The organism is Methyloceanibacter sp., from assembly GCF_035650995.1.
Taxonomy (GTDB): Bacteria; Pseudomonadota; Alphaproteobacteria; order Rhizobiales; family Methyloligellaceae; genus Methyloceanibacter.
On the sequence record NZ_DASRGO010000106.1, the window covers coordinates 1 to 25573 of the forward strand.

The window sequence follows — 25573 nt, forward strand, 5'->3', positions numbered from 1 at the left end:
TGCTCGAGGGTCGGGCGAAGTCGCAAGAGTTCCTGATGGCGTGCCGGCGGTCAAAATGCCTTGCGGTGCAGGCGCCTTGCATCGCCCTTGTCATTCTGTTCCCAGCCTTGGTCCTTCCGGGCACGGCGCGAGCGGCCGACACGCTTTACGACGTTGCCAAAGTCTCGGTCGACGCCACCGACAAGGATGCCGTCGCCGCCAAGGCCAAAGGCATGAAGGCGGCCGAGCTCGACGCCCTCGAAGTGGTGCTCAAAAGGCTCATGCCGACGAGCGCCTATGCGCAGCTCCCCGACCTCAGCCAGCAAAACATCGAGGATCTGGTTTCGTCGGTTTCGATCAGAAGCGAGCGCAACTCCGCCACGCGCTACATCGCGAGCCTCGACGTCTCGTTCAATCCCGAGGCGGTGAAGCAACTCCTCGACGCCCAGAACCTCCCCTATAGCGAGGCGCGCGCCGAGCCGATCTCGATCCTGCCGCTCGTGCTCGACGGCGGAGCGGTGAAGAGCGAGGGGCCGGAAGGTTGGTACCAGGCCTGGGACGGGCTCGACCTCACCCATAGCGTCACACCGGCGACGATCCTGAAGCCTCGCCCCGATCTTACCGCCGAGACGGTGAAATCCGTTCTTGGCGGCGATGCCGAAGCCTTTGCCCTGATGCAGGCAGATTATAGCTACGCGCCGCTTGTCATCGCGGTGGGAGAGGCAGGAGCAGGAGGCAAGTTCACCACGCGTCTCATCGGCGCCGATGGCGTCGGCCCGATCAATTACGGGCACACCGACAATTTCGGCGGCACTGCCAGGCAAGCTGCGCAGCAGGCGGCGGCGGTCGCCTTCGGCATCATCGAGAATCGCTGGAAGGTGACGCAGACACCGGCTGTGGCCGCACCCGCTGAACCCGGAGCGGAGCCCGGCGGCGAGCAGACCCAGGCCCCGGAAGCGGGCGCAACGGCCGAGGTGCCACGCAACGTCCAGGCCGTGGTCCAATTCAGCGGGCTCAAGGACTGGCAGGAGATCAGGACGAGGCTGATGCAGGTCGCCGGCATCCAGGCGCTCGAGGTGAATGCCCTGTCTGCGCGCGCCGCCTCGATTACCTTCGACTATGCCGGCTCGCTCGGCAAGCTGCAGGCCGCGCTTGATCAAAACGGATTTGCTTTCGACGAGAAAGACGGGGGCTTCGTGCTCCGTTCGAAATAACCATATCTCTTGGGTTTTCTCCCGGTCTCATGCGGGCCTCGAATCTGCTAGATTTCTAGGCAGTGCTCTCCGCGGCCGGAGCAATCAGAGGAGGGTTACGTGAATATCCCGAACAGCCTCACGCTTATGCGGATCGTGCTCGTTCCGCTGGTGGTGTGGCTGATCATCACCCATGAGATGCTGGCGGCTTTCCTGCTGTTCCTGTTCGCCGGGTTCTCCGACGCGGCCGACGGCTTCCTCGCCAAGAGATACGGCTGGAACAGCGAACTTGGCGCGTATCTCGATCCGATCGCCGACAAGGCCTTGCTCGTCAGCATCTACGTTACGCTCGGGCTTGCCGGACAATTGCCCGTCTGGCTCGTAATCGCGGTCGTGAGCCGCGACATTCTCATCATCGGTGCGGTGGTCTTGTCGTGGATGCTGTCACGGCCGCTCTCCATGCGCCCCCTGCTCATCAGCAAGGCAAACACGCTTTCGCAGATCGTGCTGGCGGGGCTCGTGCTTGCCGAGCTCGGTCTCGGGCTTGGGCTCGATGAGCTTGTGCATTTCCTGGTTTGGGTGACCGGCACGCTCACCATCGTGTCGGCCGCGGCCTATTTCGTAGCTTGGCTCCGCCACATGGCGAGCTACGAGCCCGCGCCTCAGCCGCTTCCATCGCGCAAGCGTGAGGGCGTCGGGCCGGTGCCGGCGGACCGTTCGCGGGTTAGAGCTTCGTGACGCTCGCGCAGCTTACGCTCGATTTGCCCCATCGTGCCGCGCTCGGCGCGGAGGACTTCCTCGTGAGCGATTGCAATCTCGCGGCGGTGCGGCTCGTCGACTCCTGGCCCGGCTGGCACGGCAACGTCCAGCTCCTGATCGGGCCCGCGGCAAGCGGCAAGACGCATCTCGCCCGCGTGTTCCAGGCGTTGTCGGGCGCGCGAGCGCTCGAGCCGGCGAGTCTCGACATTCATGCAATCGACACGATGGGAGAGGGAATGGCGCTCGTGGTCGAAGATGCCGACCGCACGGCCTATGACGAGAGGGCGCTGTTCCATCTTCTCAACCTTGCGCGCGAGAAGGGCCTTTACGTCTTGATCACCGGGCGAAGCGCGCCGAGCCGCTGGACTTACACATTGCCCGACCTGGTCTCGCGGCTGAAGGCACTGCCCGGGACCGAAATCGGAACGCCCGATGAGGCGTTGCTCAAGACGGTGCTGCTCAAGCAATTCGCCGACCGGCAGATCATTGTCGATCCGAAGGTCATCGAGGTGCTCGCGCTCAATATCGAGCGGTCGTTGGCGGCCGCCTCCGCGGCGGTCGCCGCGGTCGACCGTGCGGCGCTCGCGACGGGGCGCAAGATCACGCGCCAGCTTGTGCTCGAGGTTCTCGATGCCGAGGGAAACGATGGGAGCAGGGAGGAGGGAGGGGCTGGGTTGGATTGAAGCGTAACGGTAGTGATACAGTTCTTAGGTTAGAGTTCGCACCTTGCCCCACGGTCCGGGTCTGGAGCCCGGTATAAACTGTTTATTCTCAATGGGTTGAATGATGAGCTTGCCAGAACAGGTTGAGCGTACCCCGCTGAGCCCCTCGATTGCCGCCATGGGGCCGAGCCGGTTTTTCAACCGCGAGCTGTCCTGGCTCAACTTCAACCGGCGAGTCCTCGAGGAGGCCGAGAACGAGCGCCACCCGCTGCTCGAGCGACTGCGCTTTCTGTCCATCTCCGCCAACAATCTCGACGAGTTCTACATGGTGCGGGTTGCCGGTCTTCGCGGCCAGGTGGTCAGCGGCATCGAGACGCCAAGCGAGGATGGGCTCGCGCCAGCCGAACAGCTTGACCGTATCAACCGTTCGGTCGCCGAACTGACCGCCGAACAGCAGGAATGCTGGGTGACGCTCGTCTCGCTGCTCGCCGATGCCGGCATCCACGTGCTGCACGCCGACCAGCTTACCGAGGACGAGCGCGGCTGGCTCGAGGATCATTTCCTCAACCACATCTTCCCGGTGCTGACGCCGATCGCCGTCGACCCCGCACATCCGTTCCCATTCATTCCCAATTTCGGCTTCACCCTCGGGCTCGAGCTGGTGCGCGAAGGCTCGCTCCGCGCCATGCACGCGTTGATGCCGATCCCGCCCCAGCTCACGCGCTTCATTCGCCTGCCGGGCAAGGGCGATGGCAGCGACGGCAAGGAGCCGATCCGCTTCATCAGGCTCGAGACCGTGGTCGGCATTTTCGTGTCGCGTCTGTTCCCGGGCTACCGGGTCAGGAGCCAGGGCTCGTTCAGGGTGCTCCGCGACAGCGACATCGAGGTGCAGGAGGAGGCCGAGGACTTGGTGCGCCTGTTCGAGTCGGCGTTGAAGCGCAGGCGGCGCGGCTCGGTGATCAGGCTCGAGATCGAGGCCACCATGCCGTCGCGGCTCCAGCGCTTCGTCATGCAGGAACTCAAGGTCTCGGAGCGCGAGAGCTTCGTGCAGAAGGGCTTGATCGGGCTCGCCGACACCAACCAGCTCATCGTGCCGGAGCGGCCCGAACTGAAGTTCGGCCCCTTCGTCAGCCGGTTTCCAGAGCGCATCCGCGAGCATCAGGGCGACTGCTTCGCCGCCATCCGCAAGAAGGACATCGTCGTTCACCACCCGTACGAGTCCTTCGACGTCGTCCTTCAGTTCCTGAAGCAGGCGGCGAACGACCCCGACGTCGTTGCGATCAAGTGGACGCTCTACCGCACGAGCAAGACCTCTCCCATCATTCAGGTGCTGAAGGAGGCGGCAGAGGCAGGCAAGTCGGTCACCGCCGTGGTCGAGCTCAAGGCACGCTTCGACGAGGAGGCCAACATCAAATGGGCGCGCGACCTTGAAAGTGCCGGCGTCCAGGTGGTGTACGGCTTCATCGAGCTCAAGACCCACGCCAAGCTCAGCCTGATCGTCCGGCGCGAGCACGGCGAGCTCATCACCTATTGCCACGTGGGCACCGGCAATTATCACCCGGTCACAGCCAAGATCTATACCGACCTGTCCTTCTTCACCGCCGACCGGGTCATCGGCCAGGACGTGTCGCGCATCTTCAACTATGTCACGGGCTATGCCGAGCCGGCCGAGCTCGAGGCCATGGCGGTGTCGCCCGGCGGCATCAGGGCGCGCATCCTCGACCACATCCGCGAGGAGATGTACCACGCCAAGTCGGGACGCCCAGCCGCCATTTGGATGAAGATGAACTCGCTCGTCGATGCCGAGATCATCGATGCGCTGTACGAAGCAAGCCAGGCGGGGGTCGAGATCGACCTCGTTGTGCGCGGCATCTGCTGCCTAAGGCCCGGCGTGCCCGATCTCTCCGAGAACATCCACGTCAAAAGCATCGTGGGGCGCTTCCTCGAACATTCGCGCATCTATTGCTTCGGCGCCGGCCACGGCCTTCCGTCGCGCAAGGCAGTGGTCTATATCAGCTCGGCCGACATGATGCCGCGCAACCTCGACCGGCGCGTCGAGGCGATGGTGCCGATTCTCAATCCCACGGTGCACGAGCAGATCCTGGACCAGATCATGGTGGCCAATCTCAAGGACAACCTGCAGAGCTGGCGGGTGAAGCCGGACGGAAGCTCCGAGCGCATCTATCCCGCTCCGGACCAGGAGCCGTTCAGCGCGCAAGACTACTTCATGACCAATCCGAGCTTGTCGGGTCGGGGTACCTCGCTCACCGAGAACATGCCGCGGCGCTTCACGCGGCTGGTCGAACAGACGTAAAGCGCGGCAAGATCGGCCATGCTCGCACGAAACGACTCAGGCCCGGTTGCAGTGGTTGACATCGGGTCGAACTCGGTTCGCCTCATCGTCTACGAGGACGCCGGTCGGGCGCCTGCGCCGCTGTTCAACGAGAAGGTGTTGTGCGGTCTTGGCCGCACGATCGCGACGACCGGCAAGCTCGCTCCTGATGCGATCAAGCGCGCGCTCCGGGCGCTCAGGCGCTTTCGCGCGCTGATCGATCAGCTCGGCGCCGGCCACGTCGAGGCCATTGCCACGGCGGCAGCGCGCGAGGCGTCAAACGGGGCCGACTTCATCGCCCAGGCCGAGCGCATTCTCGGACATAAGATCACCGTCTTGACCGGCACCAAGGAGGCCGAGCTTGCGGCGCTCGGCATCGTCTCCGGCTTCCATGCCGCCGACGGCTTTGCCGGCGACCTCGGCGGCGGCAGCCTCGAGCTGATCGATGTGCGAGGCGGGCGGCTGTCCGATGCGATGACGCTTCCGCTCGGGGGTTTGCGCCTCATCGACGCCTCGGGCGGCAATCTCAGGAAGGCGCGCGAGATCGTCGACGCCGAGCTTGGCAAGGTGGAATGGCTTGAGAAGGGCAGGGGCCGCGACTTCTACGCCATCGGCGGCACCTGGCGCGCACTCGCCCGGCTGCACATGACGCAAACCAATTATCCCTTGAGCGTGATGCACAATTACAGGATTGCGGCCGACGAGGCGCTCAAATTCGCGGCGCTACTCGATCACCAGTCGCAAAGCTCGCTCGCCGGCATCCGCGACATCTCGAGCGCGCGCCGCGAAACTGTGCCCTACGGCGCGCTCGTGCTCGAGCGGCTGATCAAGCAGATGAAGCCGCGGGCCATCGTGATATCGGTGTTCGGCATCCGCGAGGGCCTTCTCTACAGCCTTCTCAGCGAGGAGGAGAAGCGGAGAGACCCGCTGATCGCCGCCTGCGAGGATCTTGCCCGGCAGCGCTCGCGTTCGGTGGACAGCGCCTACGAACTCTGCTTCTGGACCGACGCCTTGTTCCGCGCGCCGGGTCCGATCGAGACGCCGGAGCAGCGGCGGCTGCGGCATGCCGCCTGCCTCCTATCGGATATCGGCTGGCGCGCGCATCCCGACTATCGCGGCGCGCAGAGCCTGAACCTCGTGGCTCACGGCGATTTCGTCGGCGTCGACCATCCCGGCCGCGCCTTCCTCGCGCTTTGCGTCTATTACCGCAACGAGGGGCTGGTGCGGGACGATCTGAGCCAGAAGCTGGTCGAGCTCGTGGACAAGGACATGGTGAAGCGGGCGCGCATCCTGGGTGCGGCCTTCCGCGCCGCCCACATGGTGTCGGCCGCGATGCCCGGCGTGCTGACCAACACGCCCGTCACCTACGAGGGCAACCGCCTCGCCTGGACCCTGCCGGAGCCTTACGCCAACCTCGAAGGCGAGCGCGTCGAGCGGCGCTTCAAGCAGCTCGCCGAGTTGCTCGACCGCGAGCCCGAGATCAGGGTTGGTTCGGCCTACCAGCTCGCGGCGAGCTGACAGGCTTGCTCAGCCGGGACACCCTTCCCAAATTGCGTGAAATTGTCATTCCCGCGAAAGCGGGAATCCAGTAACCACTGACCGGCATATCGGCCAAGACCGGGCCCTTGCTGGGTTGCCCGGTTCGGGCCGGACGGCGACACTGGCGCGTTAAACCGCTTCACTTGAGACCTTCGCTTCTCGATGGCAGACGACCCCTATTCCGTTCTCGGCGTGACCAAGACCGCTACGGCCGACGAAATCTCCAAGGCCTACCGCAAGCTCGCCAAGAAGCTGCATCCCGACCTCAATCCAGGCGACAAGGGCGCCGAGGAGAAATTCAAGAAGGTCACCGCCGCCTACGACATCATCGGCGACGAGAAGAAGCGCGCGCGCTATGACAAGGGCGAGATCGACGCCTCCGGCCAGGAGCGGCCGGAGCAGCGCTATTACCGCGAATATGCCGGCGGGGAGGATGCCGCGCGCTATCGCTCGACGGCGGGCTTCGAAGACATCGGCGGGTTCAACGATCTGTTCGGCGATCTGTTCGGTCGCGGTGGCGGGCGGGGGCGCGGCGGCGCGCGCTTCTCCATGCGCGGCCAGGACGCGCAATACCGGCTCGAGGTCGACTTCCTCGACGCGGTGAGAGGCACCAAGACGCGCATCACCCTTCCCGACGGCGAGACGCTCGACGTGACCATCCCGGCGGGCGTCAGCGACGGGCAGGTGCTCAGGCTCAAGGGCAAGGGTCATCCCGGCTTCGGCGAGGGCGAGCCGGGCGATGCGCTGGTCGAGGTCTCGGTCAAGCCGCACGCGGTGTTTAAACGCGAGGGCGACGACATCATCGTCGAGGTGCCGATCACCTTCGACGAGGCGGTGCTCGGCGGCAAGGTCGAGGTGCCGACCATCGGCGGGCGCGTGTTCGCCACCATTCCGCCCGGTTCGAACACCGGTCAGACGCTCAGGCTCAAGGGCCGCGGCATCAAATCGAAGAGCACGACCGGCGATCAACTGGTGAAGCTCAACGTCGTCATGCCCGAGCGCATCGACGAGGAGCTCAAGCGATTCGCCGAAGACTGGCGCAAAAGCCACGGCTACGACCCGAGGCGCAAGCTGAAGGAGCAGGCCTGATGCTGTCAGAGAGGGATCTGATCGCCAGAGTTCGGCGTCTCACCGTGACGCGGCTTAGGGTGTGGGTGGAGCAGGGCCTGATCAAGCCGGCCGACGAGACGGCGCAGGCCTTCTCCGAGGCTGATGCGGCGCGCGCGGCGCTCATCTGCAATCTCGAGGACGAGCTCGGCTTCACCGAGGAGGACGTGCCCGTCCTGCTCAATCTGATCGACCAGATCCACGGGCTCAGATGCGAGCTGATGGGCGTGCTTGCCGCACTCGAGGAGTTGCCGCCGGACGTGCGCGCCACGGTGCGCATGAGCATCGAGCGGCGCAAGGGCGGACGACGCTAGGATCGCGGGTTCGCTCATGAGGAAGCCATGAAGGCTGCCTTGTTCCTTATCGTCGTCGTGGCGCTTGCCTATCTCAGCGTGCATTTCCTGCTCGGGAGGCTGCCCGGCGACATCGTCATCGATCGCGGCAATTTCTATTTCTACCTGCCGATCACCACCTCGATCGTGGTGAGCCTCCTGCTAAGCCTTGTGCTTTGGCTGTCCGGCCGACTGTAGGTCGCCCCCCGCCAAGGCCTCGGGCTCCAACACCGTCACCTCGCCGTCCTTGATGGCAAGCGCAAGCTCCCCGCGCTTGAGCGCGAGCGCATCGTCGCCGAACAGCTTCCGGCGCCAGCCGCGCAGGACCGGCAGATCGACGTCGCCGGAACGGGCGATCTCCTCGAGCTCGTCACTCGTTGCGATCAGCTTGGGGGCGACGCCGTGGCGCCCGGCGCGCGCCTTGAGCAGGACGCGCAAGAGATCGACCACCGCTTGCGCCTCGGGCGGCATCGGCTCGCCGCGTTCGATCGGCGGGATGGTGTTGGGGTCGCGCTCGAGCCCGCGCGCAACCGCCTCGAGCACGGCGCGGCCGCGCATCGAGCGGGCAAAGCCGTTATGGAGCGTGCGCAAAGAGCCGAGATCTTCCTGCGTGCGGGGCGTCTGACTCGCAATGTCGTAAAGCGCCTCGTCTTTGAGGATACGCGCGCGCGGCACGTCCTGGGTCTGCGCTTCGCGCTCGCGCCAGGCGGCCAGTTCCATGAGCACGGCGAGGGCTTTCGGCGTCTTGACGCGCATCTTGAGCCGCCGCCAGGCCTGCTCGGGATGGAGCTCGTAAGTGGCGGGATCGGTCAAGACCGCCATCTCCTCGTTGAGCCAGCTTGCGCGCTCCGACTTGTCGAGCTGCGCCCTAAGCCTGGGATAGAGGTCGCGCAAGTGGGTGACGTCGCCGAGCGCATAGGTGAGCTGTCGATCCGACAAGGGCCTTCGGCTCCAGTCGGTGAAGCGCGAGGTCTTGTCCAGGTTGCGGTTGAGCAGCCGCTTGACGAGCATCGAATAGCTCACCGCCTCGCCGAAGCCGCACACCATGGCCGCGACCTGGGTATCGAAGATCGGGTGGGGAATAACTCCGGCCAAATGGTGAACGATCTCAATGTCTTGGCGTGCGGAGTGGAAGACCTTGAGCACCTTCTCATTGACCATGAGCTCGAACAAGGGAGCAAGGTCGAGACCCGGGGCGAGGCTGTCGATCAAAACCTCGGTGCCGCCGGCTGCAATCTGCACCAGGCAGAGCTTCGGCCAGAAGGTCTGCTCCCGCATGAATTCGGTATCGACGGCGATGTAAGGAGCGCTCACTAGCCGGGCGCAAGCCTCGGCCAACTCGTCGTTACGCGTGATGAGGTTCATGGGGGGCGGATATAGCCCAAGCCGCGTCGCGAGGCCAAGGGCCAGGGCCACGCATACGTGGAGCCTTGCACCCTTGGGGTGATTGTCTCGCGACAGCGACTCGGATGCGGATGAAAGCGGAGTTAGTGGATCGTCAAGATCGATCCCGCGGCGGCCGCCATCCTGCTCGGCAAGTCATTAGGTAATTGGGTCTCGGTCCCAAGCTGGACCGAGTGTTCAACATTCGCATCCGCCTGATGACTAAGAGGCGCCAAGTGCAATGCGGATGACAGCAGCGACAAAAGCGTGACTACGCCTGCGGCTGCCCAGGCGGAAAGAGGCAAACGTGTTCTGACTGGGATAGAGTTCGGGATCTTCAGCATTTCAATCTCCCTCTTCATCCCCCGCGCCGACGAAACGCGAAAGCCCAAGTCTTGTTCCCGCCCAACTTCCGGCTGGTCTAGCGCGGCTCTACGTTAGGATTGCCGCCAGGCGTGCCGGGCGGCGGGATGACCTCCTCCGGCGTCCCCGCATTGGGATTGGGAACTTGGGTCTCAATGCCGGTGTCTCCGGTCGGCGGCGGGGGGATGACGCCCTGATGCTCGCCAGGCGTAGGGATCGAAGTGCCATTGTCGCTACCCGGAGCGTCTTTGCCTTGCGGGGCGGCCTGCTCGGGAGGCTTCTGGTCTTCGGCGAAGGACGGCACCGCCGCAGCGATCGCAAGCAACGCCAGCGCGGACGTCTTTAGTAAGTTCGTCATGGTGTTAGCCTCGTCGGTTTCCTTTCTCGGGAAAACGGGAGGGCGCGCCCATCGTTCCCCGCCTTTGTCAATGCCGCCGCCTTGACAAGCAGGGGCTGCCATGCGCTGTTCCCGCGGCATTTCGCGAAACCCCGGTCCCGCACGGGACGCCCAATCCCAAACCATGCACGACTACCGGACCCATACTTGCGGCGAGCTTCGCGGCGATGACGTCGGCAAGACGATCCGCCTCTCAGGCTGGGTACATCGCCTGCGCGACCACGGCGGCCTCCTGTTCATCGATCTGCGCGACCACTACGGCATCACCCAGGTGGTGGCCGATCCGAAATCGCCGGCCTTCGCGCGCGCCGAGACGCTCAAGCCGGAATGGGTGGTGCGCGTCGACGGCGAGGTGGTGGCGCGCTCGAAGGAGACCGCCAACCCGAACCTCCCGACCGGAGGGGTCGAGGTCAGGGCGAGCGCGATCGAGGTCCTGTCCGAAGCGAAGGAACTGCCTCTCCCGGTGTTCGGCGAGCCCGACTATCCGGAGGAGACGCGGCTCAAATATCGCTTCCTCGATCTCAGGCGCGACAGCCTGCACAGGAACATCATGAAGCGGCAGGACATCATCTGGTCGCTCAGGAAGCGCATGCGCGATGCCGGATTCTTCGAGTTCCAAACCCCGATCCTGACCGCCTCATCGCCCGAAGGCGCGCGCGACTACCTCGTGCCAAGCCGCATCCATCCGGGAAAGTTCTACGCGCTGCCGCAGGCGCCGCAGCAGTTCAAGCAGCTCATCATGATCGCGGGCTTCGACCGCTATTTCCAGATCGCGCCCTGCTTCCGCGACGAGGACGCGCGCGCCGACCGCTCGCCGGGGGAGTTCTATCAGCTCGACCTCGAGATGAGCTTCGTCACCCAGGACGATGTGTTCGAAACAGTCGAGCCGATCCTGCGGGGCCTGTTCGAGGAGTTCGGAGGCGGCAAGCCGGTCACGCAGAACTTCCCGCGCATCCCTTACGCCGAGGCCATGCGCAAATACGGCACCGACAAGCCGGACTTGCGCAACCCGATCGAGATGCAGGACGTCACCGAGCACTTCCGAGGCTCGGGGTTCAGGGTGTTCGCCTCCATGATCGAGATGGACGCCAACACCCGTATCTGGGCGATCCCGGCCAAGGGTGGCGGCAGCCGTGCCTTCTGCGACCGCATGAACTCCTGGGCGCAAGGGGAGGGGCAGCCGGGCCTCGGCTACATTTTCTTCCGCGAAGGCGAGGGGGCGGGACCGATCGCAAAGAACCTCGGGCCAGAGCGGACCGAGGCGGTCCGGCAGCAGCTCGGCCTTGGTGACGGGGATGCCGTGTTCTTCGTGGCCGGGCTGCCGAACGAGATGGCGCCGTTCGCGGGGCAGGCGCGGGTGAAGGTCGGCAACGAGCTGGGTTTGACCGCCAAGGACCGCTTCGAGTTCTGCTGGATCGTCGACTTCCCGATGTATGAGTGGAACGAGGAGGAGGGACGGATCGACTTCTCGCACAATCCCTTCTCGATGCCGCAAGGCGGCCTCGAGTCACTCACGACCAAGGACCCGCTCGATATCCTCGCCTATCAGTACGACGTGGTGTGCAATGGGGTCGAGCTGTCCTCGGGCGCGATCAGGAACCACAAGCCGGAGATCATGGAGAAGGCCTTCGCCATCGCCGGCTACCCGAAGGAGGAGCTCGAGAAGCGCTTCGGCGGGATGCTGCGCGCGCTGCAATACGGCGCGCCGCCGCACGGCGGCATCGCGCCCGGCATCGACCGCATGGTGATGATGCTCTGCGGCGAGGACAATCTCCGCCAGGTGGTCATGTTCCCAATGAATCAGCAGGCCGAAGACCTGCTCATGGGGGCGCCGTCGGAGGTCACGCCAAAGCAGCTCAGGGAGCTGCATATCAAGCTCGATCTGCCCAAAGCGAAGCCGTAACGTGTTAATACAAGCCTATGAAAAACTGCTATATTCTGCCCTTGCCTCGGGCGAGGCAAGCGGGCGCTCTGGTCGCATTGCCTTTGGCGCGTCGCTATGGCTCCTTAAAGTCGCTGGAGTGTGATTAGCTCCAAGGTGTCGCCTAAATGTGGAGTCATGTCTTAGCCTTGGCGGAAGCCGCTGACGCCAAGTCGTAAGTGCCGGTCGCATACCAAGGCGGCGGGAGGGACGCATATGTATCATCCGCGCACGCGCGCTGCCGCGCTTGGCGCCTTCGCTCTGCTGCTTGCGGGGGCGAGCGATATCCGGTCCGAAGGCGCAACTGCCGCCGAGAAGCTCAACACGGCGGAGTTCGTTGCGGCCTGCGCGGCTGACGAGAACGTCACGCAGGAACCCGGTTTCCAAGACGGCAAAGTCACCCCCAAAGCCTTCTGTGAATGCGTTGCCGCTAAGCTCGATGAGAACAAGGCCTCGCAGAAAGACGTCGATATGCTGACCAAGATGCACAAGGACGAAATCAGCGACCAAGATGCCGAGTCCTATCCCACACTCGACGACCTGATGAACGCCAACGAAGGCTTCGAGGACGATTGCCGCACCAAACTCGGCCTTCCTGCCATCGACGATGAGGAGCCGCCGATGGAGGAGGACGCGGCCCCCGACGAGGGGGCCCCGAGCGACGAGGGCTCGCCTCCTCAATAGGTGGCGCGGTCGGCCGCGAACTTCCCGCCTGCCATCGAACTCTTGCGGGATGATCGCTTTGTTCCGGGATCTTTTCGCTTCGCGCCCAACTCGTGTCGGGGTTTGGCGTTAATCCTGTCGCGTCGCCGAGCGTGGGCTGGCCGGAACGGCGGCGCGGGACGGAGGGAACGGCCTCTTTCCTGAGATGACGTCGAAAGGATCGCGGCCATGACGTTGGGCGAACACGTCTTCCTCTATTGCGAGCGGGGCACGAGCGAGGCGCTGCTCGCCGAGCCCGTCAACGCGGCGAGCAACGCGGCCTTCCTGCTCGCCGCGCTCGCCAGCCTCGGGCTTCTCTTGTTTCGCCCGCGCGAAGAGCGCAGCGCCGATCACTATCTCCTTATCGGCCTCGTCGTCCTGATCGGGCTCGGCAGCCTCGCCTTCCATCTTTTTGCGACGGCGGCGACGGAGCTTGCCGACGTGCTTCCTATCGGCATCTTCATGCTGGTCTATCTCGGCTTCGCGCTGAACCGCTTCCTCGGCGTGCCCCCGGGGTGGACGGTTCTGCTCGTCGTCGGCTTCATCGCGCTGATGGTGGCCAACATGCAGGTGAAATGCTGGGACGGCGGTATCGGCGTTCCGGGTCCCGAGGTGCAAGGGGCAAAGCCCTGCCTCAACGGCAGCCTGTTCTATCTTCCGGCGCTCGGCGTGCTCATCGTGGTCGGCCTTCTGCTCGAGGAGAAGCGGCACAGAGCGGCGCCTTATCTCTTATGGGCGGCGGCCATCCTTGCGGTGTCCGTCGCGCTCAGGACACTCGATATGGCGCTGTGCGATAGGATCCTGTTTCACGGGCGCGCGGTCGGCACGCATTTCGCCTGGCATGTGCTGAACGGGCTTGCGCTATTCCTGTTGCTCCGGGCGAGCCTCGAAGGCCGGCCCGATGCGCTGCGTGCGGCTGCGGCTGTGCCGGAGCGCGCGGAAGAGGCTGATGTCGAGGCGTCGCAGACCGTCGCCGAAATGGTCCCCGCGGTCGCAGAAGAGCCGGTCGTAAGCGAATCCAAAACCGCCCCGCCCGCGCCCCTGACGCTGGCTGAACGCATGGCCTTGGCTGCCGCCGTGGAGGATACGGCGCCTGCCGCGGTGGAGGGCAGCGAAGAGAAAGACCCCGACAAGACGCTGCTCCCGGCTTAAGGGGATGGTACACGTCCTCGGTTAGGCTCGTGCCCCTGAAGCGGACGTGGTGGAACTGGTAGACACACAGGACTTAAAATCCTGAGGCCGCAAGGCCGTGAGGGTTCGACTCCCTCCGTCCGCACCAGCCGTTCTTTTTGCCGCGATCGCCCATCCCGCAAATCGGCCAAAAACGGCCCGCTTTTTACGGGAACCGCACTTTGGCTGGATTCGTTTTGGCCACATGGTCAAGGACGCTGCCCAATGTCGCAGGCACGCCGATTTCTGCCGGAGGGTCGCAAGCAAGTCCCTTCCGCCGCTCGCGGCCGAGTTCAACCGCATGGCCGAGGTCTGGGCGAAGCACGCCGAGGAGCTGGAACGCCAGGCGCAGTCCGCGCAAAACATTGAGGGCGCCCACAACGGTCGGAGGCAAAGGGAGGAACGACATCGGAGGCAACCATGATGGAGTTGCGCCAGAAGTTCGATCCCCTCGAGCTCGAGATCGTCGAGCGAGTCTATGAAGCGGCATCAGCCTATCTCGAGGCGCGAAATCTCTACGCCGACGAGAAGACGGCCGCGGAGGACGAAGACGCGCTGAGGCACATTGTCTTTGCGCTCGCCGGCCGCGATGCCATCGAGTTCGACACCCTGTGCGACAAGGTCGTCGCCGCTCTCGACGAGTATCGCCTTTGGGCGAAGCGGGTTCGCGTGCGCGATGAGCCGGTGGTGATACCGTTTCCGACCGTCGATGAAGCCGCCTAGCAGGTCCGCCGCGGTCGTGCTCGCAAGAACAACGCCGTGAATGCGGTCTTCCGCCTAGCGTTGTGGCGGCACGCGTTGTGGCGTGATCTGAGGCACGACCAAGGTCGGGGATGGAGCGCCTGCTTGCGACGGCGTTCCTCCGGTCGAGCCCTGTGCGGCGTCCCCGGCCGATCCTTGCGCGGCGCCGGTCGAGCCCTCGTTCGCTCCGCCGCTCGAGGCCCTGATGCAGGCATAAACATTGGTGCCGGTTTGCTTGGACACGAAGCCCTTCGGGCAGACACACTCGTTGTTTCGCACCGCGCCGCCCCTGCAGATCAGGTTCGCAACGCAGCGATACGTGTTGGGTCCGCTCGTCTCGGCATGCATGCCTGAGGGGCAGACGCACTCATTGTGCTTCACAATGCCGCCGATGCAGATGAGGTTGGGCACACAGGCATAGGCGTTGATCCCTGCAGGCTTCGCCGAGAAGCCTTCAGGGCAGACGCATTCGTTATCCTCGACCCTGCCGCCGCGGCAGACGAGGTTCACCACGCATTGATAGGCGTTGGGGCCGGTTTGCTTGGGCGAAAAGCCCTTCGGGCAAACGCACCTGTTGTCCTTCACCTTGCCGCCGACGCAGATCAGGTTCGCAACGCAGGCATAGGCGTTGGGGCCGGTCTGCTGCGGGCTCGATCCCTCGGGGCAGACGCATTCATTGTCCTTGACGTGGCCGCCGCGGCAGATGAGCACAGGCACGCATTGATAGGCGTTGGCACCGGTCTGTTTCGGCGTGAAGCCTTTCGGGCAGATGCATTGGTTGTTCTTCACCTTGCCGCCGACGCACGTGATCTCGGGCGGAAGCGCGACGCAGCGATAGCTGTTCGTCCCCGTCTGCTCGCGCCGCGTGCCGGCGGGACAGACGCATTCGCCGTTCCTGACCGCGCCGTTCTCGCAAACGATCTCCGGCGGCTGCTTCACGCAGATGTAAGCATTGGTCCCGGTCTGCTTGGGATAGAAGCCTTCGCGGCAGACGCATTCGCCGTCCTTGACCGCGCCGTTCTCGCAGACGATTTCGGGCGGCTTCTTAACGCAGATATAGGCGTTGGTGCCGGTCTGCTTGCGATAGAATCCGGCGGGACAAGTGCACTCGCCGTCTTTGACGGTGCCTTTCTCGCATACGATCTTGGGCGGCTTCTTCACGCAGGTGAAGGCATTGCTGCCTGTCTGCTCGGGCGTCATGCCCGAGGGGCAGACGCATTCGCCGTTCTTCACCGTGCCGCCGGCGCAGGCCGGCGGGGTCGCCGCCGTCGGCCCGAGAATCGTGATCGCACTCGTCTGCTTGTCGTTCTTCGGGTTCTTGTCCTCGACCGAACGATCCGGCCAGATCATCTCCTTGGTGTGCGTGATCGCGTCGGGTTTGAAGTCCTTGGGGATGTCGATGACGAGGTCGATGGCAATCGAAGCGCCCGGGGCGAGGTCGAGATTCGTGCCCTTGCAGTCATAGACGCCGTTGCCGGCGATGCTGCAGGCAAATCCGGGAGTGCCGGACTTGATGCTCGAGATCTTAACCGGCGGGGCAAGCGTTCCGTGGAGGCCCGCGGCGCCGTGGAAGGGAAGCCTGCCCTTGTTGTCGATGCGCGCGTCGATGGCGCAGCTTTCGCCGCGCTTGCATTCGGTCGCGCCGCCAGGTGCCAGATCGGGGAAGGGGACCGAGCCGGTCGCGCAGTCGTGGTCATTCACCGCGATGGTGTTGTCCGGCGGGCCGACGGCAATGTCGGCGCAGTTCTTCACCGTCGGGAGGGCATAGCCCGCAGGTACCGGGAAAGTGAGGTCGAATATCGCCGCGCCTCCCGGTGGAATGCCTGCCGGGTTGGAGCAGCTATAGCCGGCACCCGCCGGCGCGCACGTCCAGCCCGGCGCGGTTGTCGTCGGCACGCCGAGACCGATATCGGGAGTGTCGGTGACCACAGTGGGACCGGCGGAAGCCGCGCTGCCGATATTGAGAACCTCGATGATGAACGAGCATGTGCCGCCGGTGAAACACGGATCAGGCGTCACGATTTTCAGCAAGCCAAGATCTTGCGGGCAATTGGCTGAGCCCGCATCGCAGACGAGGGCGATGGCGCAGCTTTGATGCTCCTCGGCCACGCCGTCGCCGTCGGCGTCGAAAAGGATCATGCCGCAGTTCTGGAGATAATTCGGCACGGCCACCGCGCCCGGCACGGTGAACACCATGTAGAGAGATATGGAGGCGCCCGGAGGCAGGCCGCCCGGAACGGCGGGATACTCGCAGGTGACGTTGCCGCCGCCGCCGTCGACGCAGGTCCAAGGCGGCGTGTCCCAATACACAGAAAGCGTCGCCGGGACGTTGCTCGCGAGATCGTTCAGCTCGATCGGGTCGAGATAGCTCGCGCCGCCCGAATTGGTGATGGTGACAAGGAACTCGCAGGTCCAGTCCATCCCGGGGCCTGCTCGCCAGCAAGTCGGCGCGGCTTTTTTGGCGATCTCGAGATAGGGCACTGCGCCGGGGAAGCCGGGCGGGAAGCGCGAGACCGTGGCGCAGTCATATTCGTTGCCGGGGTTGTAATCGCCGGGCGCCCCGTCCCAAGCGAACGCGGCGCAATTGCGAACATGAGTGTGCCAGGCCGCGATCGGCGGCGCCTCGATCTTGAGCGAGAGGTCGACATAATCGCCGGGCGTCAGCGTCACTGGGCCATGCGTGCAATCGAATTCGTTGCCGACCCCGACCGGCGCGCAGGCCCAGTCCGGCTGCGGCGACCAGTCGACGAAGATTGCGCCCGGTTGATGGATCTTATCGTGCACGTGCAGCGGGCCGGTGTAGGGCGCAGACCCGACATTGATGACGCGCACGATGAAGTAGCAGTGGCTTACCCAGTCGCATTGGGGATCGACGCCGAATTTCTGCACTTCGATGTCGGGGCCGAACGGAATCGGTCCGCCCGGCGGCGGCGGTTCGATGGTCGGGACGTAGTCGCACGCCTTGTTGTTGTAGGCCTTGGCGTCCTTGTCAAAGCCCGGCGTCGTGAGCTCGGCGCAGTTGCTGTAGACCGCCCGCGTCCACCACGACGGGACCTCGACGGTCAGCGCGAGCGAGATACTCTCGCCCGGCGCGAGAGCCACCTCGGCGTGGCTGCATTCGACGGTGCCCTCGAACAGGGTCTTGCAGCTCCAGTCGGCGGGAGCCTTGTCGAGCAGCTTGGCGTTGCCGTCGGCCACATCGCTGATGGTGAGCGCGCCCTGATATGGCGCCTCGCTGACGTTCTCGATGAGGATTTGGAAGGTGCATTGGCTCCCGGCGGCGCAGCGGTCGGACAGCGCCTTCTTGCTGATCTTGAGGTCCGGCTTCTTCGCTTCGGCCTCATAGACGGCGATGTCGCCGATTTTCGTCGCATCGTTAGGGGCGGCCGCCTTGGCCGTCGCGTCGATGTCGATGAGATAGGAGCGGTCGGGTCCTTGGGGAGGATAGGCGGGTCCTGGCGCGGGATAAGGCTGGAACGCCGCGTCGGGCACCACCTCCTCGTAGGCGCCAGCGTCGCGGCCCATCACGCCGTGGACTTCGGTTGCGTCGGTGTGGGTCTTGGCGGCGGGATCAAGGCAGGGGCTCTTGGACCAGCAGAGCGCATCGCCCGTCATCCACAGAAAGGCGTCGGCTTGCGTGGGATCGGCTTCCCAGCCCGCGGTGTAACCGAGGCCGAAGGCGGCGCCGCCGGAGGAGTCGGCGCGGATGTAAGGCGGCCCTTCGTCCTTGCGATCGTAGAAACCGACGTCGTAGCGCCCGGCGGGCTCCCACACGCCCTTGTCGTTCAACTGATAGCGCAACACGCGCGCTTCATGCGGGGTGGCGAAGGCATTCTCCGCGCCAAGCCCGAGATTGCGCACGCCGCCTCGCTCGGCAAGCACCATCACCGGCTGCTGGCCGATTTCGGGGAAGGCGATGTCGGTGACGGGATTGCTCCGCCCCGCGCGCGCGATCGCCTCGGGCGAGCGGAAGAAATCCGGCAGGAAGAACTCGCGCCGCACGCTCGACGTATCGAAATCGCCGTTCTCGGCGATGCGCACCGACCAAACCGCGTTGCGCTGATCGTCGCCGGCGGCGGCGTAATCGGGATTGCCGAAGCCCTGGCTTCCCCACACCGAATAGTAGAGGCGCACCTCGCCGCTTGCAGCATCGCGCCTCACCCCCACGCCCCAAACCCTGCGGCGGAAATCGGCGAAGTTCCAACACGACGGCGAGCGCGCGAAGTCGCCGCTCGGGCAATCCTTGATGTGTGTGCTGCTCGAGGGATCGAAAGCGACGGCGGGAAGGGCTGCGGTCGCGCCGGCCGTCGTGTCGAAGAAGTTCGTCCGTCCCGTCGTGCCGTGATCGTAGTGGCCGAGATCCGCGCCGTCTGAGGCGCGAAGCCGGTGGATCATGCCGGTCTCGAGATCCGAGACGAAGAACTGCTTGTTCCAGCGGTCGAAGGCGATGTTGCCGAGCGCGGCGCCGCTGTTGGCGCGGCCGTCCAGGGTGATGTTGGCGAAGACCGATGGGCTGTCGCCGTTGGCGCCGTCGAGTTTCCACACCGTGCCAGGGCCGCCACCGTGACCCCACATGCCGGCCATCCAATCCGTATTGCCGTCGTTGCGGTGGAGGCCGAAGGCGGAGGTGGCGGTAACGTAGACATTGGGAGGATTGGCGTCGTCGAGCGCGACGCCGAACACTTGCCCGATCTGTCCGGCGGTGACGGGGGACCGCTGAGGCACGTTCAGCAACTCGGCGCCCTGGGGTGGGGAGCCCGGGTGGCGCAAATCGAGGATGCTGCCGACGGTGCCGTTGAGGTCGATTACGGGTTTGCTGCCCTGATCGGCTGTGCCCGAGAAGCGGGTTACGAAGGCCTCCCCCGGCTTGAGCCCATCTTCAGACCAAGCTGGATGGGAAGGCGTCGCCAGTGCGGCGAGGAGCAGCACAAGCCCGACGTGCAAGCCTGGCGACAACCGGTCCATCGGATCGGCACCCCGAGCGACTGCCCTGTCCTTGAAGCCACTATACTCGGTCGGACTCCCGACAACCATAGCTTGTTGCAAGCTGCGCGGATCGTGACGATCGGCTATCGGTCAATCGCGCCGCCGACCCTCCCCTCGAAAAAGAAAACCCAATCGACAAGAGGCCTCACGCTTCGTACGCTGACCTTGATCAGTCCCGCAGAGGGCGACGCTTAACGGGAGGAGTTCGATGAACGATCAACCGCAACGGAAGAGCTTTTTCGGCGCCTGTCCGCACGACTGTCCCGACACCTGCGCCATGATCTACGAGGTGGAGAACGGGAAGCTCGTCGAGGTCAGGGGCAACAAGGAGCACCCGATGACGCGGGGCGGGCTCTGCGTGAAGCTCAAGGACTTCCACGACCATCACCACAATCCCGACCGTCTGATGTTTCCCCTGCGGAGAACCGGACCCAAGGGCTCGAAAAAGTTCGCGCGCATCTCTTGGGACGAGGCCATCAAGGAGATCGGCCGGCGCTGGCGCGAGATCATCGCCACCTATGGCAGCCAGGCGATCATGCCCTATTCCTATCTCGGCAATATGGGGCTGGTGCAGGGCATCGCCTCGGGCGATCCGTTCTTCAATCGCCTCGGCTCGACGGTGAACGAGAAGACGTTCTGCGCATCGGGCTCGTCGACCGCCTGGTTGCTGACGGTCGGACCGACCGGCGGCGTCGACCCAGAGAGCTTCGTGCATTCGCGCTATATCGTGATCTGGGCGTGCAACTCGATCTCCACCAATCTTCACCATTGGCCGTTTGTGCTCGAGGCGCAGAAGAGGGGCGCCAAGATCGTCGTCATCGACTCCTACCGCTCGCGCACGGCCAAGGCCGCCGACTGGCACATCTGTCCGCGGCCTGGCACCGACGGCGCGCTCGCCATGGGCGTCATCAACGCAATCATCAGCCAGGGGCTCATCGACAAGGATTATGTCGAGAAGCACACCTACGGCTTTGAAGAACTGAAGGCGCGCGCGGCCGAGTTCACGCCGGACCATGTCGAGAGGATCACCGGCGTCAAAGCGGCCGACATCGCCAAGTTCGCGCGCGAGTTCGCCACCATCCAGCCCTCGGTCATCCGCATCGGCGTGGCGCTTGAGCGGCACCGCGGAGGAGGTCAGGCGATCCGCGCGGTGTGCGCGCTGCCGGCGCTGACAGGCTCATGGCGCCATGTCGGCGGCGGGCTGTTGCAGATGCCGCTCTGGGAGTTCCCGGTCGACTGGGCGAAGGTCTCGCGGCCCGATTGGATCAAGCCCGGCACGCGCGCGATCAACAATCTCAAGCTCGGCGCGGCGCTCACCGGCGAGATGAAGCTCGACCCGCCGATCAAGAGCCTGTTCGTGTTCTGCACCAATCCGGTGAGCCAGGCACCCGAGACCAACAAGATCGTCAGGGGACTGGAGCGCGAGGATCTGTTCACGGTCGTCGCCGAGCATTTCCTCACCGACACGGCGAAATACGCCGACATCGTGCTCCCGGCCGCCATGGCAGGCGAAGCCGAGGACATGATGTGGTCGTGGGGCCATTTCTATTTCACCTACAACCAGAAAGCCGTCGATCCGCCCGGCGAATGCAAGCCGACGAGCGAGATGTGGCGGCTGCTCGCCAAGGAGATGGGCTTCGACGATCCCATCTTCAAAATGAGCGACAGCGAGCTTGCCGCCTATTACATCAACTGGGCCGATCCCAAGATGGGCGGGATCGACATGGAACATTTCAAGCGGCACGGCTACTACAAGATCGACGTGGGCTCGGCCGATACCCGCGCGCCGCACAAGGACGGGAAGTTTCCCACGCCCTCGGGCAAGGTCGAGTTCCTATTGCATGATGCCAAGAACTTCGTGGCGGGCGCCTTCCGCGCAGGCTATGACGGCGACCAAGACGGCTCGCCGATCGATCCGCTGCCTGGCTATGTGCCGAACCGCGAGGCGCCCGAGACGAATCCCGAGCGCGCCAAACTCTATGCCCTCAACATCATCTCGCCGAAGAGCCACGGTTTTCTCAATTCGTGCTATGCCAACGAGAAGCACAAGATCAAAGGACAGGGCGAGCAGTTCGTATTGATCTCGCCGGCCGACGCCGCCAAGCGCAACATCCGCGAAGGCGACCCGGTGCGGGTCTATAACGACCGCGGCGATTTCGAGGGCGTGGCCAAGGTCACCGACGACGTCAATCCCGGAATCGTGGTGGCGACGCTCGGCTACTGGCGGAGCCTCAACCGCTCGGATGGATCGGTCAACTCGATCTCATCTGATGCGCATTGCGGGCTCGGCCGCGCGCCGACCTTCTCCGACAACCTGGTCGAGGTGAGCCGAGTGAACTGAGGGCGGCCTCGGCCCTTGGGGGTGGATGTCCAGGCCGCTTACACCGCAAAATCCGTCGCCCTGCCCCGTAGGGAGGGGCTCATCGGTTCGTTCCACTGGCAATGCTCCGCACAACCGGAGCCCGGCTAGAGGAGAACGAACTCTATGATCACGGCTGAACGCATCTCTATCGCCCTTCTCGCGGCGGCGGCCGCACTCACCTTGACGCTCCTGGGCGTCGCGCTTGCTCACGCCGACGACCTCGGCTTCATGGGCGAGGCGATTTTCGACCGCATCGACACCAACCATGACGGCGTGATCAGCGCCGACGAAGCCGAAGCCGCGCGCGGGCGGATGTTCGACAAGATCGACGCCGACCACGATGGCGTCGTCACCGCCGCCGAGTTCGAAGCGGCGAAGGACAACGCGGAAAAGCGGAGAGCAAGGCGGATCTCCACCCTCGCAGGGCTTCGCGCCCAGATGCCGAGCCCGAGCGAGCGGGTCGCCGAGCTCGACCAAAATCATGACGGCAAGGTCACGCGCGACGAATTCCTGGCCGGGCGTTCGTGGTTCGACCTGATCGCCAAGAGCGGCGGCGGCATCTCCAAGGAGGAGTTCGCGAATTTTCTCGACGGCGCGCGTTAGAAGCCGGCCACAGCAACCGCTACAAACCGAATAGGAGACACAATATGACCAAGTTCATCGCCACCTCGAGCGCCTTTGTCGTCGCCTTGCTTCTCGGCGTGGTCTCGGCCAACGCCGGGAGCTGGTCGGGCACCTGGACAGGTCCCTATGGCGGCTCCCGCACAGTGAGCGGCCATTGCGGCTATTATGGCTGCCAGTATCACGTCGAAGGCATGGGGCCGGGCGGTCAGACCTGGTCGCGGTCGGCCGGCTTCGCCTACGGGCCTTACCGCACTTATAGTTACCGCGCGGTGACGGGCCCCGCAGGCAACACTTATGTCGTGGGGCGCGTGTGGCGTCATTATTGACGGCTTCGGGATGACTTCATGGTGGAGGCGACGGGGGATGCGAGCCTTTCCGACGAGGAGCTTCTCGCGCGGATCGCTCGCGAGGACCGCGGCGCCTTCACCATGCTCATGCGCCGGCACGGACCAAAAGTACGCGGCCTTGCCCTTAGCTTTTCCGGGCAGGCTGCCGACGCAGAGGACATCACCCAGGAGGTCTTTATCATGCTATGGCGGCGCCCCGATGCGTGGCGCCCCGGCGGCGCAGCGTTCTCGACCTGGCTTTATCGCGTGGTCGTCAACCGGTGCATCGACCAGGCGAGGCGCAAGCGCCTCAGGAGCTGGTTGCCGTTCGCCGAGGTTCCCGATCCCGCCGCCGACGCGCCCGACGCGTTCGCGGATGTCGCCGGACGCGAGCATCTCGCCGAGGTCCGCCATATGATCAGGGACCTGCCCGAGAAACAGCGCCTCGCGCTTCTGCTGTCGGTGCAGGGCGAGCGGAGCAACGCCGAGATCGGAGCCGTTCTCGGCGTAAGCGAAGGCGCCGCTGAGCAGCTCCTGGTGCGGGCGCGGCGGACTTTGCGGGCGAAGATGAAGGCAAAGGAGGATGCGCAATGAACCGAGAAGAATTGAACGAGGCGCTCCTTCGCTTCGGTGGTGATCTCGAGCGATGGCCTGAGGGCAAGAAGGAGGCTGCGTCGCTGCTCGTGGCGAGCGACCCCACCGCCGCCAGGATGCTCGCGGACTTCGCGGCCTTCGAACGCACGCTCGCCGATGCTGTACGGCCCGCCCCCTTCGGCGCGGGCGAGATCGGCGGCGTGCTCCAGGCCCTCGATGCGACCGAAGCGTCATGGTCGCCGACGCCGCGGTTCTGGATCGCAAGCGCCGGTCTCTCGGCGCTCTCCTTCGCCGCCGGGTTTGCCGCGATGATGATGGCCTCGGCGCAGGACGTTTCCCCCTCGCTCATCGATTTCGCTTCGGGGCAGGCCAATTTTGGAGGGCTTCTGTGAGCACCGGTTCGAGGCGCGCGACGATTATCGTCCTCTCGGTCCTCCTCCTCATCTCCGTCTGCCTCAATCTGTTCGTCGCCGGCGCATGGGTTGCCACGCGCTGGCATAGCCGTCCGCTGGCGAAGGTGATGCTGAGCTATCCGCCCTCTCTCCGTCAGGACATGCGGGAGCGGCTGCTGGCGGAGGGGCCCAGGTTGAAGGCGGCCATTTTCGAGCTGCGCGAGGCACGGCAACGCATGTTCGCCGTCATGCGCGCCGATCCGCTCGACAAGGAGGCTCTAGAACGCGCCATGGCCGATGTCCGCGCCAAGACGACGGAGCTGCAGGCGATGGTGCAGGCCATTCTCGCCGAGAGTCTCGAAAATGCGCCTGCCTCGGAGCGGCAGAAGATCAGGCCGCCAGGATTCGGTTTCTTGTTGAAGGGCTTCTAGCTTCGCCTCGCCATCGCCGGTTCGACCTGCCTTCGCCGGCCTAGGTCAGAGCACCGCATTCTCGCCAAAGGCGGTCATGATGGCGCGCGCTATTTGGTGGCGGCTTTGGCGCCGGCGGCCTTTACTTCTTGCAGCGAGGTGAAGCCTTCGAACTCGGGGTGGCCGAGATAAAGCGGCTTGTTGGCGCCCGCGCTCTCATGCGCCTTGCGGAAGGCTTCGGATTGGGTCCAAGCGCGAAAATGCGCCTCGGATCTCCACATGGAATGAGAGGCGTAAAGCACATGGCCGTCCTGCTCGGGGCCTTTGAGCAGGTGAAATTCGATGAAGCCCGGAACGTCTTCGAGATGCGTCTTGCGATTGAGCCAGACCTGCTCGAAGTCGTGCTCAGATCCCTCCTTCACCTTGAACCGGTTCATGGCAATGAACATGACGCACTCCTTCACCGAAACGTACAAGAGCGGCGTGGCAAGGATAGCCGATCGGGACGCAAGCTCCCGCATTATTTTCGGAAACGGCTTAAGCCGCCGCATACCGTGATGTGACGAGGGCGTGACACCGCGCCTCAGGGTGGGGCTGGGCCGCTGCTTGATGCTGGCCTTTTCCGCAAGCACACCCCATCTTTGCAGCGAAGGTGCAGACGTCCCGCGCTTTCCCCACCCATTCTTCGAGGAGAAGTCATGAGCAAGGAAGCCACCGTGAAGGAGCGCCGCAAGGCGCCGCTGACCACGCCGACCGATCTCGGCGACAATGCCCGCAAGGACATCACCGGCGCGCTCAACGCGCTGCTGGCCGATATGTTCGCTCTCTATCTCAAGACCAAGAACTTCCACTGGCACGTGAGCGGACCGCACTTCCGCGACTATCATCTTCTGTTCGACGAGCAGGCCGACCAGATCTTCGCCACCACCGACGATATTGCCGAGCGCGTGCGCAAGCTCGGCGGCATAACCCTGCACTCGATCGGCAATATCGCACGGCTGCAGCGCATTGCCGACAACGACGCCGATTACGTCGATCCGCTCGATATGCTGGCCGAGCTCAGGAGCGACAACCAGACGCTGATCGGGATCATGCGCGAAACGCACGATCTCTGCGACGAGGAGAACGACGTGGCGACTACGAGCCTGCTCGAAGTATGGATCGACCAGGCCGAGCGGCGCGTCTGGTTCCTGTACGAGGCGGGCCGCAGGGGGGATCCCACCGGCCATTAAGCCTGCTAAGCGGCGCGGCTTTTGTGTTGCGCGGGACCTCGGTGTGAGAAACTCCTCGCCGCGATGC

At 64.5% G+C, this 25573-nt stretch carries 23 protein-coding genes and 1 tRNA gene; 20 read left to right on the forward strand and 4 right to left on the reverse strand.

Features of this window, described 5'->3' with window-relative positions; genetic code table 11:
• The 8 genes from VFB18_RS08165 to VFB18_RS08200 form a co-directional block, all read left to right on the forward strand.
• Nucleotides 1–1193 (forward strand): DUF2066 domain-containing protein (locus VFB18_RS08165; protein ID WP_324973375.1); only part of this gene is annotated, 1193 nt, incomplete at its 5' end.
• 99 nt (nucleotides 1194–1292) lie between these two features.
• Nucleotides 1293–1910, forward strand: coding sequence for a CDP-alcohol phosphatidyltransferase family protein (locus tag VFB18_RS08170; RefSeq protein WP_324973378.1), 618 nt, complete (start codon nucleotides 1293–1295; stop codon nucleotides 1908–1910).
• Nucleotides 1907–2614 carry a hypothetical protein gene (locus VFB18_RS08175; RefSeq protein ID WP_324973381.1) on the forward strand — a complete coding sequence of 236 codons (708 nt, stop codon included), beginning with the start codon at nucleotides 1907–1909 and terminating at the stop codon, nucleotides 2612–2614. Before VFB18_RS08170 ends, VFB18_RS08175 begins: the two co-directional genes overlap by 4 nt.
• A 103-nt stretch (nucleotides 2615–2717) precedes the next feature.
• Nucleotides 2718–4907, forward strand: coding sequence for an RNA degradosome polyphosphate kinase (locus VFB18_RS08180; protein ID WP_324973384.1), 2190 nt, complete (start codon nucleotides 2718–2720; stop codon nucleotides 4905–4907).
• Between the two features lie 51 nt (nucleotides 4908–4958).
• The gene (gene ppx, locus VFB18_RS08185; RefSeq protein WP_324973386.1) at nucleotides 4959–6443 is read left to right on the forward strand and encodes an exopolyphosphatase; all 1485 of its coding nucleotides are present in this window, start codon (nucleotides 4959–4961) and stop codon (nucleotides 6441–6443) included.
• 183 nt (nucleotides 6444–6626) lie between these two features.
• Nucleotides 6627–7553, forward strand: coding sequence for a DnaJ C-terminal domain-containing protein (locus VFB18_RS08190; RefSeq protein ID WP_324973389.1), 927 nt, complete (start codon nucleotides 6627–6629; stop codon nucleotides 7551–7553).
• Nucleotides 7553–7885: a MerR family transcriptional regulator gene (locus VFB18_RS08195; RefSeq protein WP_324973392.1), complete on the forward strand. Its 333-nt coding sequence runs from the start codon at nucleotides 7553–7555 to the stop codon at nucleotides 7883–7885. The genes VFB18_RS08190 and VFB18_RS08195 overlap by 1 nt, the downstream gene beginning before the upstream one ends.
• A 27-nt stretch (nucleotides 7886–7912) precedes the next feature.
• Entirely contained in the window at nucleotides 7913–8101 is a 189-nt protein-coding gene (locus VFB18_RS08200) for a DUF2905 domain-containing protein (RefSeq protein WP_324973396.1), read from the forward strand.
• On the opposite strand, the gene rnd is transcribed toward VFB18_RS08200, so the two are convergent.
• Nucleotides 8066–9268: a ribonuclease D gene (gene rnd, locus VFB18_RS08205; protein WP_324973399.1), complete on the reverse strand. Its 1203-nt coding sequence runs from the start codon at nucleotides 9266–9268 to the stop codon at nucleotides 8066–8068. The genes VFB18_RS08200 and rnd overlap by 36 nt on opposite strands.
• Nucleotides 9269–9707: 439 nt before the next feature.
• The gene (locus VFB18_RS08210) at nucleotides 9708–10007 is read right to left on the reverse strand and encodes a hypothetical protein (RefSeq protein ID WP_324973403.1); all 300 of its coding nucleotides are present in this window, start codon (nucleotides 10005–10007) and stop codon (nucleotides 9708–9710) included.
• Between the two features lie 163 nt (nucleotides 10008–10170).
• Between VFB18_RS08210 and aspS the strand changes: the two genes are divergently transcribed.
• The 5 genes from aspS to VFB18_RS08235 all read left to right on the forward strand — a co-directional run bounded on the left by aspS (nucleotide 10171) and on the right by VFB18_RS08235 (nucleotide 14562).
• On the forward strand, nucleotides 10171–11949 hold the full coding sequence (gene aspS / locus VFB18_RS08215; RefSeq protein WP_324973404.1) for an aspartate--tRNA ligase: 1779 nt from the start codon (nucleotides 10171–10173) through the stop codon (nucleotides 11947–11949).
• Nucleotides 11950–12183: 234 nt separating this feature from the next.
• Nucleotides 12184–12651, forward strand: coding sequence for a hypothetical protein (locus tag VFB18_RS08220; protein WP_324973408.1), 468 nt, complete (start codon nucleotides 12184–12186; stop codon nucleotides 12649–12651).
• Between the two features lie 207 nt (nucleotides 12652–12858).
• Nucleotides 12859–13821 (forward strand): ceramidase domain-containing protein, encoded by a 963-nt coding sequence (locus VFB18_RS08225; protein ID WP_324973411.1) that lies wholly within the window; start codon nucleotides 12859–12861, stop codon nucleotides 13819–13821.
• Nucleotides 13822–13861: 40 nt separating this feature from the next.
• A tRNA-Leu gene (locus VFB18_RS08230) sits at nucleotides 13862–13948 on the forward strand.
• A gap of 311 nt (nucleotides 13949–14259) precedes the next feature.
• Nucleotides 14260–14562, forward strand: coding sequence for a hypothetical protein (locus VFB18_RS08235; RefSeq protein ID WP_324973414.1), 303 nt, complete (start codon nucleotides 14260–14262; stop codon nucleotides 14560–14562).
• Between the two features lie 54 nt (nucleotides 14563–14616).
• Here VFB18_RS08235 and VFB18_RS08240 read toward each other — a convergent pair whose 3' ends face one another.
• Complete coding sequence (locus VFB18_RS08240; RefSeq protein WP_324973417.1) at nucleotides 14617–19545, reverse strand: hypothetical protein; 4929 nt, start codon at nucleotides 19543–19545, stop codon at nucleotides 14617–14619.
• A 229-nt stretch (nucleotides 19546–19774) separates the two neighbouring features.
• On the opposite strand from VFB18_RS08240, the gene VFB18_RS08245 reads away from it, so the two are divergent.
• The 6 genes from VFB18_RS08245 to VFB18_RS08270 all read left to right on the forward strand — a co-directional run bounded on the left by VFB18_RS08245 (nucleotide 19775) and on the right by VFB18_RS08270 (nucleotide 24295).
• On the forward strand, nucleotides 19775–21907 hold the full coding sequence (locus VFB18_RS08245) for a molybdopterin oxidoreductase family protein (RefSeq protein WP_324973419.1): 2133 nt from the start codon (nucleotides 19775–19777) through the stop codon (nucleotides 21905–21907).
• Nucleotides 21908–22051: 144 nt separating this feature from the next.
• On the forward strand, nucleotides 22052–22531 hold the full coding sequence (locus VFB18_RS08250; protein WP_324973421.1) for an EF-hand domain-containing protein: 480 nt from the start codon (nucleotides 22052–22054) through the stop codon (nucleotides 22529–22531).
• A 44-nt stretch (nucleotides 22532–22575) separates the two neighbouring features.
• Complete coding sequence (locus VFB18_RS08255; protein WP_324973423.1) at nucleotides 22576–22878, forward strand: hypothetical protein; 303 nt, start codon at nucleotides 22576–22578, stop codon at nucleotides 22876–22878.
• A gap of 18 nt (nucleotides 22879–22896) precedes the next feature.
• Nucleotides 22897–23472, forward strand: coding sequence for an RNA polymerase sigma factor (locus VFB18_RS08260; RefSeq protein ID WP_324973426.1), 576 nt, complete (start codon nucleotides 22897–22899; stop codon nucleotides 23470–23472).
• Entirely contained in the window at nucleotides 23469–23864 is a 396-nt protein-coding gene (locus VFB18_RS08265; protein WP_324973429.1) for a hypothetical protein, read from the forward strand. Before VFB18_RS08260 ends, VFB18_RS08265 begins: the two co-directional genes overlap by 4 nt.
• The gene (locus tag VFB18_RS08270) at nucleotides 23861–24295 is read left to right on the forward strand and encodes a periplasmic heavy metal sensor (RefSeq protein WP_324973433.1); all 435 of its coding nucleotides are present in this window, start codon (nucleotides 23861–23863) and stop codon (nucleotides 24293–24295) included. Before VFB18_RS08265 ends, VFB18_RS08270 begins: the two co-directional genes overlap by 4 nt.
• Nucleotides 24296–24384: 89 nt before the next feature.
• Here the strand turns inward: VFB18_RS08270 and VFB18_RS08275 are convergent, their stop codons facing one another.
• A complete protein-coding gene (locus VFB18_RS08275) occupies nucleotides 24385–24723 on the reverse strand; it encodes an antibiotic biosynthesis monooxygenase (RefSeq protein WP_324973436.1) in 339 nt (112 codons plus the stop codon).
• Between the two features lie 249 nt (nucleotides 24724–24972).
• On the opposite strand from VFB18_RS08275, the gene VFB18_RS08280 reads away from it, so the two are divergent.
• On the forward strand, nucleotides 24973–25506 hold the full coding sequence (locus VFB18_RS08280; protein WP_324973439.1) for a DNA starvation/stationary phase protection protein: 534 nt from the start codon (nucleotides 24973–24975) through the stop codon (nucleotides 25504–25506).
• Nucleotides 25507–25573: the final 67 nt, after the last annotated feature.

Coding starts and splice junctions, on each gene's coding strand:
- VFB18_RS08260 (WP_324973426.1), top strand. CDS start 22,897: ATGGTGGAGGCGACGGGGGATGCGAGCCTTTCCGACGAGGAGCTTCTC.
- VFB18_RS08225 (WP_324973411.1), top strand. CDS start 12,859: ATGACGTTGGGCGAACACGTCTTCCTCTATTGCGAGCGGGGCACGAGC.
- VFB18_RS08255 (WP_324973423.1), top strand. CDS start 22,576: ATGACCAAGTTCATCGCCACCTCGAGCGCCTTTGTCGTCGCCTTGCTT.
- VFB18_RS08210 (WP_324973403.1), bottom strand. CDS start 10,007: ATGACGAACTTACTAAAGACGTCCGCGCTGGCGTTGCTTGCGATCGCT.
- VFB18_RS08240 (WP_324973417.1), bottom strand. CDS start 19,545: ATGGACCGGTTGTCGCCAGGCTTGCACGTCGGGCTTGTGCTGCTCCTC.
- VFB18_RS08180 (WP_324973384.1), top strand. CDS start 2,718: ATGAGCTTGCCAGAACAGGTTGAGCGTACCCCGCTGAGCCCCTCGATT.
- VFB18_RS08220 (WP_324973408.1), top strand. CDS start 12,184: ATGTATCATCCGCGCACGCGCGCTGCCGCGCTTGGCGCCTTCGCTCTG.
- aspS (WP_324973404.1), top strand. CDS start 10,171: ATGCACGACTACCGGACCCATACTTGCGGCGAGCTTCGCGGCGATGAC.
- VFB18_RS08235 (WP_324973414.1), top strand. CDS start 14,260: ATGATGGAGTTGCGCCAGAAGTTCGATCCCCTCGAGCTCGAGATCGTC.
- rnd (WP_324973399.1), bottom strand. CDS start 9,268: ATGAACCTCATCACGCGTAACGACGAGTTGGCCGAGGCTTGCGCCCGG.
- VFB18_RS08200 (WP_324973396.1), top strand. CDS start 7,913: ATGAAGGCTGCCTTGTTCCTTATCGTCGTCGTGGCGCTTGCCTATCTC.
- VFB18_RS08250 (WP_324973421.1), top strand. CDS start 22,052: ATGATCACGGCTGAACGCATCTCTATCGCCCTTCTCGCGGCGGCGGCC.
- VFB18_RS08195 (WP_324973392.1), top strand. CDS start 7,553: ATGCTGTCAGAGAGGGATCTGATCGCCAGAGTTCGGCGTCTCACCGTG.
- VFB18_RS08265 (WP_324973429.1), top strand. CDS start 23,469: ATGAACCGAGAAGAATTGAACGAGGCGCTCCTTCGCTTCGGTGGTGAT.
- VFB18_RS08275 (WP_324973436.1), bottom strand. CDS start 24,723: ATGTTCATTGCCATGAACCGGTTCAAGGTGAAGGAGGGATCTGAGCAC.
- VFB18_RS08190 (WP_324973389.1), top strand. CDS start 6,627: ATGGCAGACGACCCCTATTCCGTTCTCGGCGTGACCAAGACCGCTACG.
- VFB18_RS08245 (WP_324973419.1), top strand. CDS start 19,775: ATGAACGATCAACCGCAACGGAAGAGCTTTTTCGGCGCCTGTCCGCAC.
- VFB18_RS08280 (WP_324973439.1), top strand. CDS start 24,973: ATGAGCAAGGAAGCCACCGTGAAGGAGCGCCGCAAGGCGCCGCTGACC.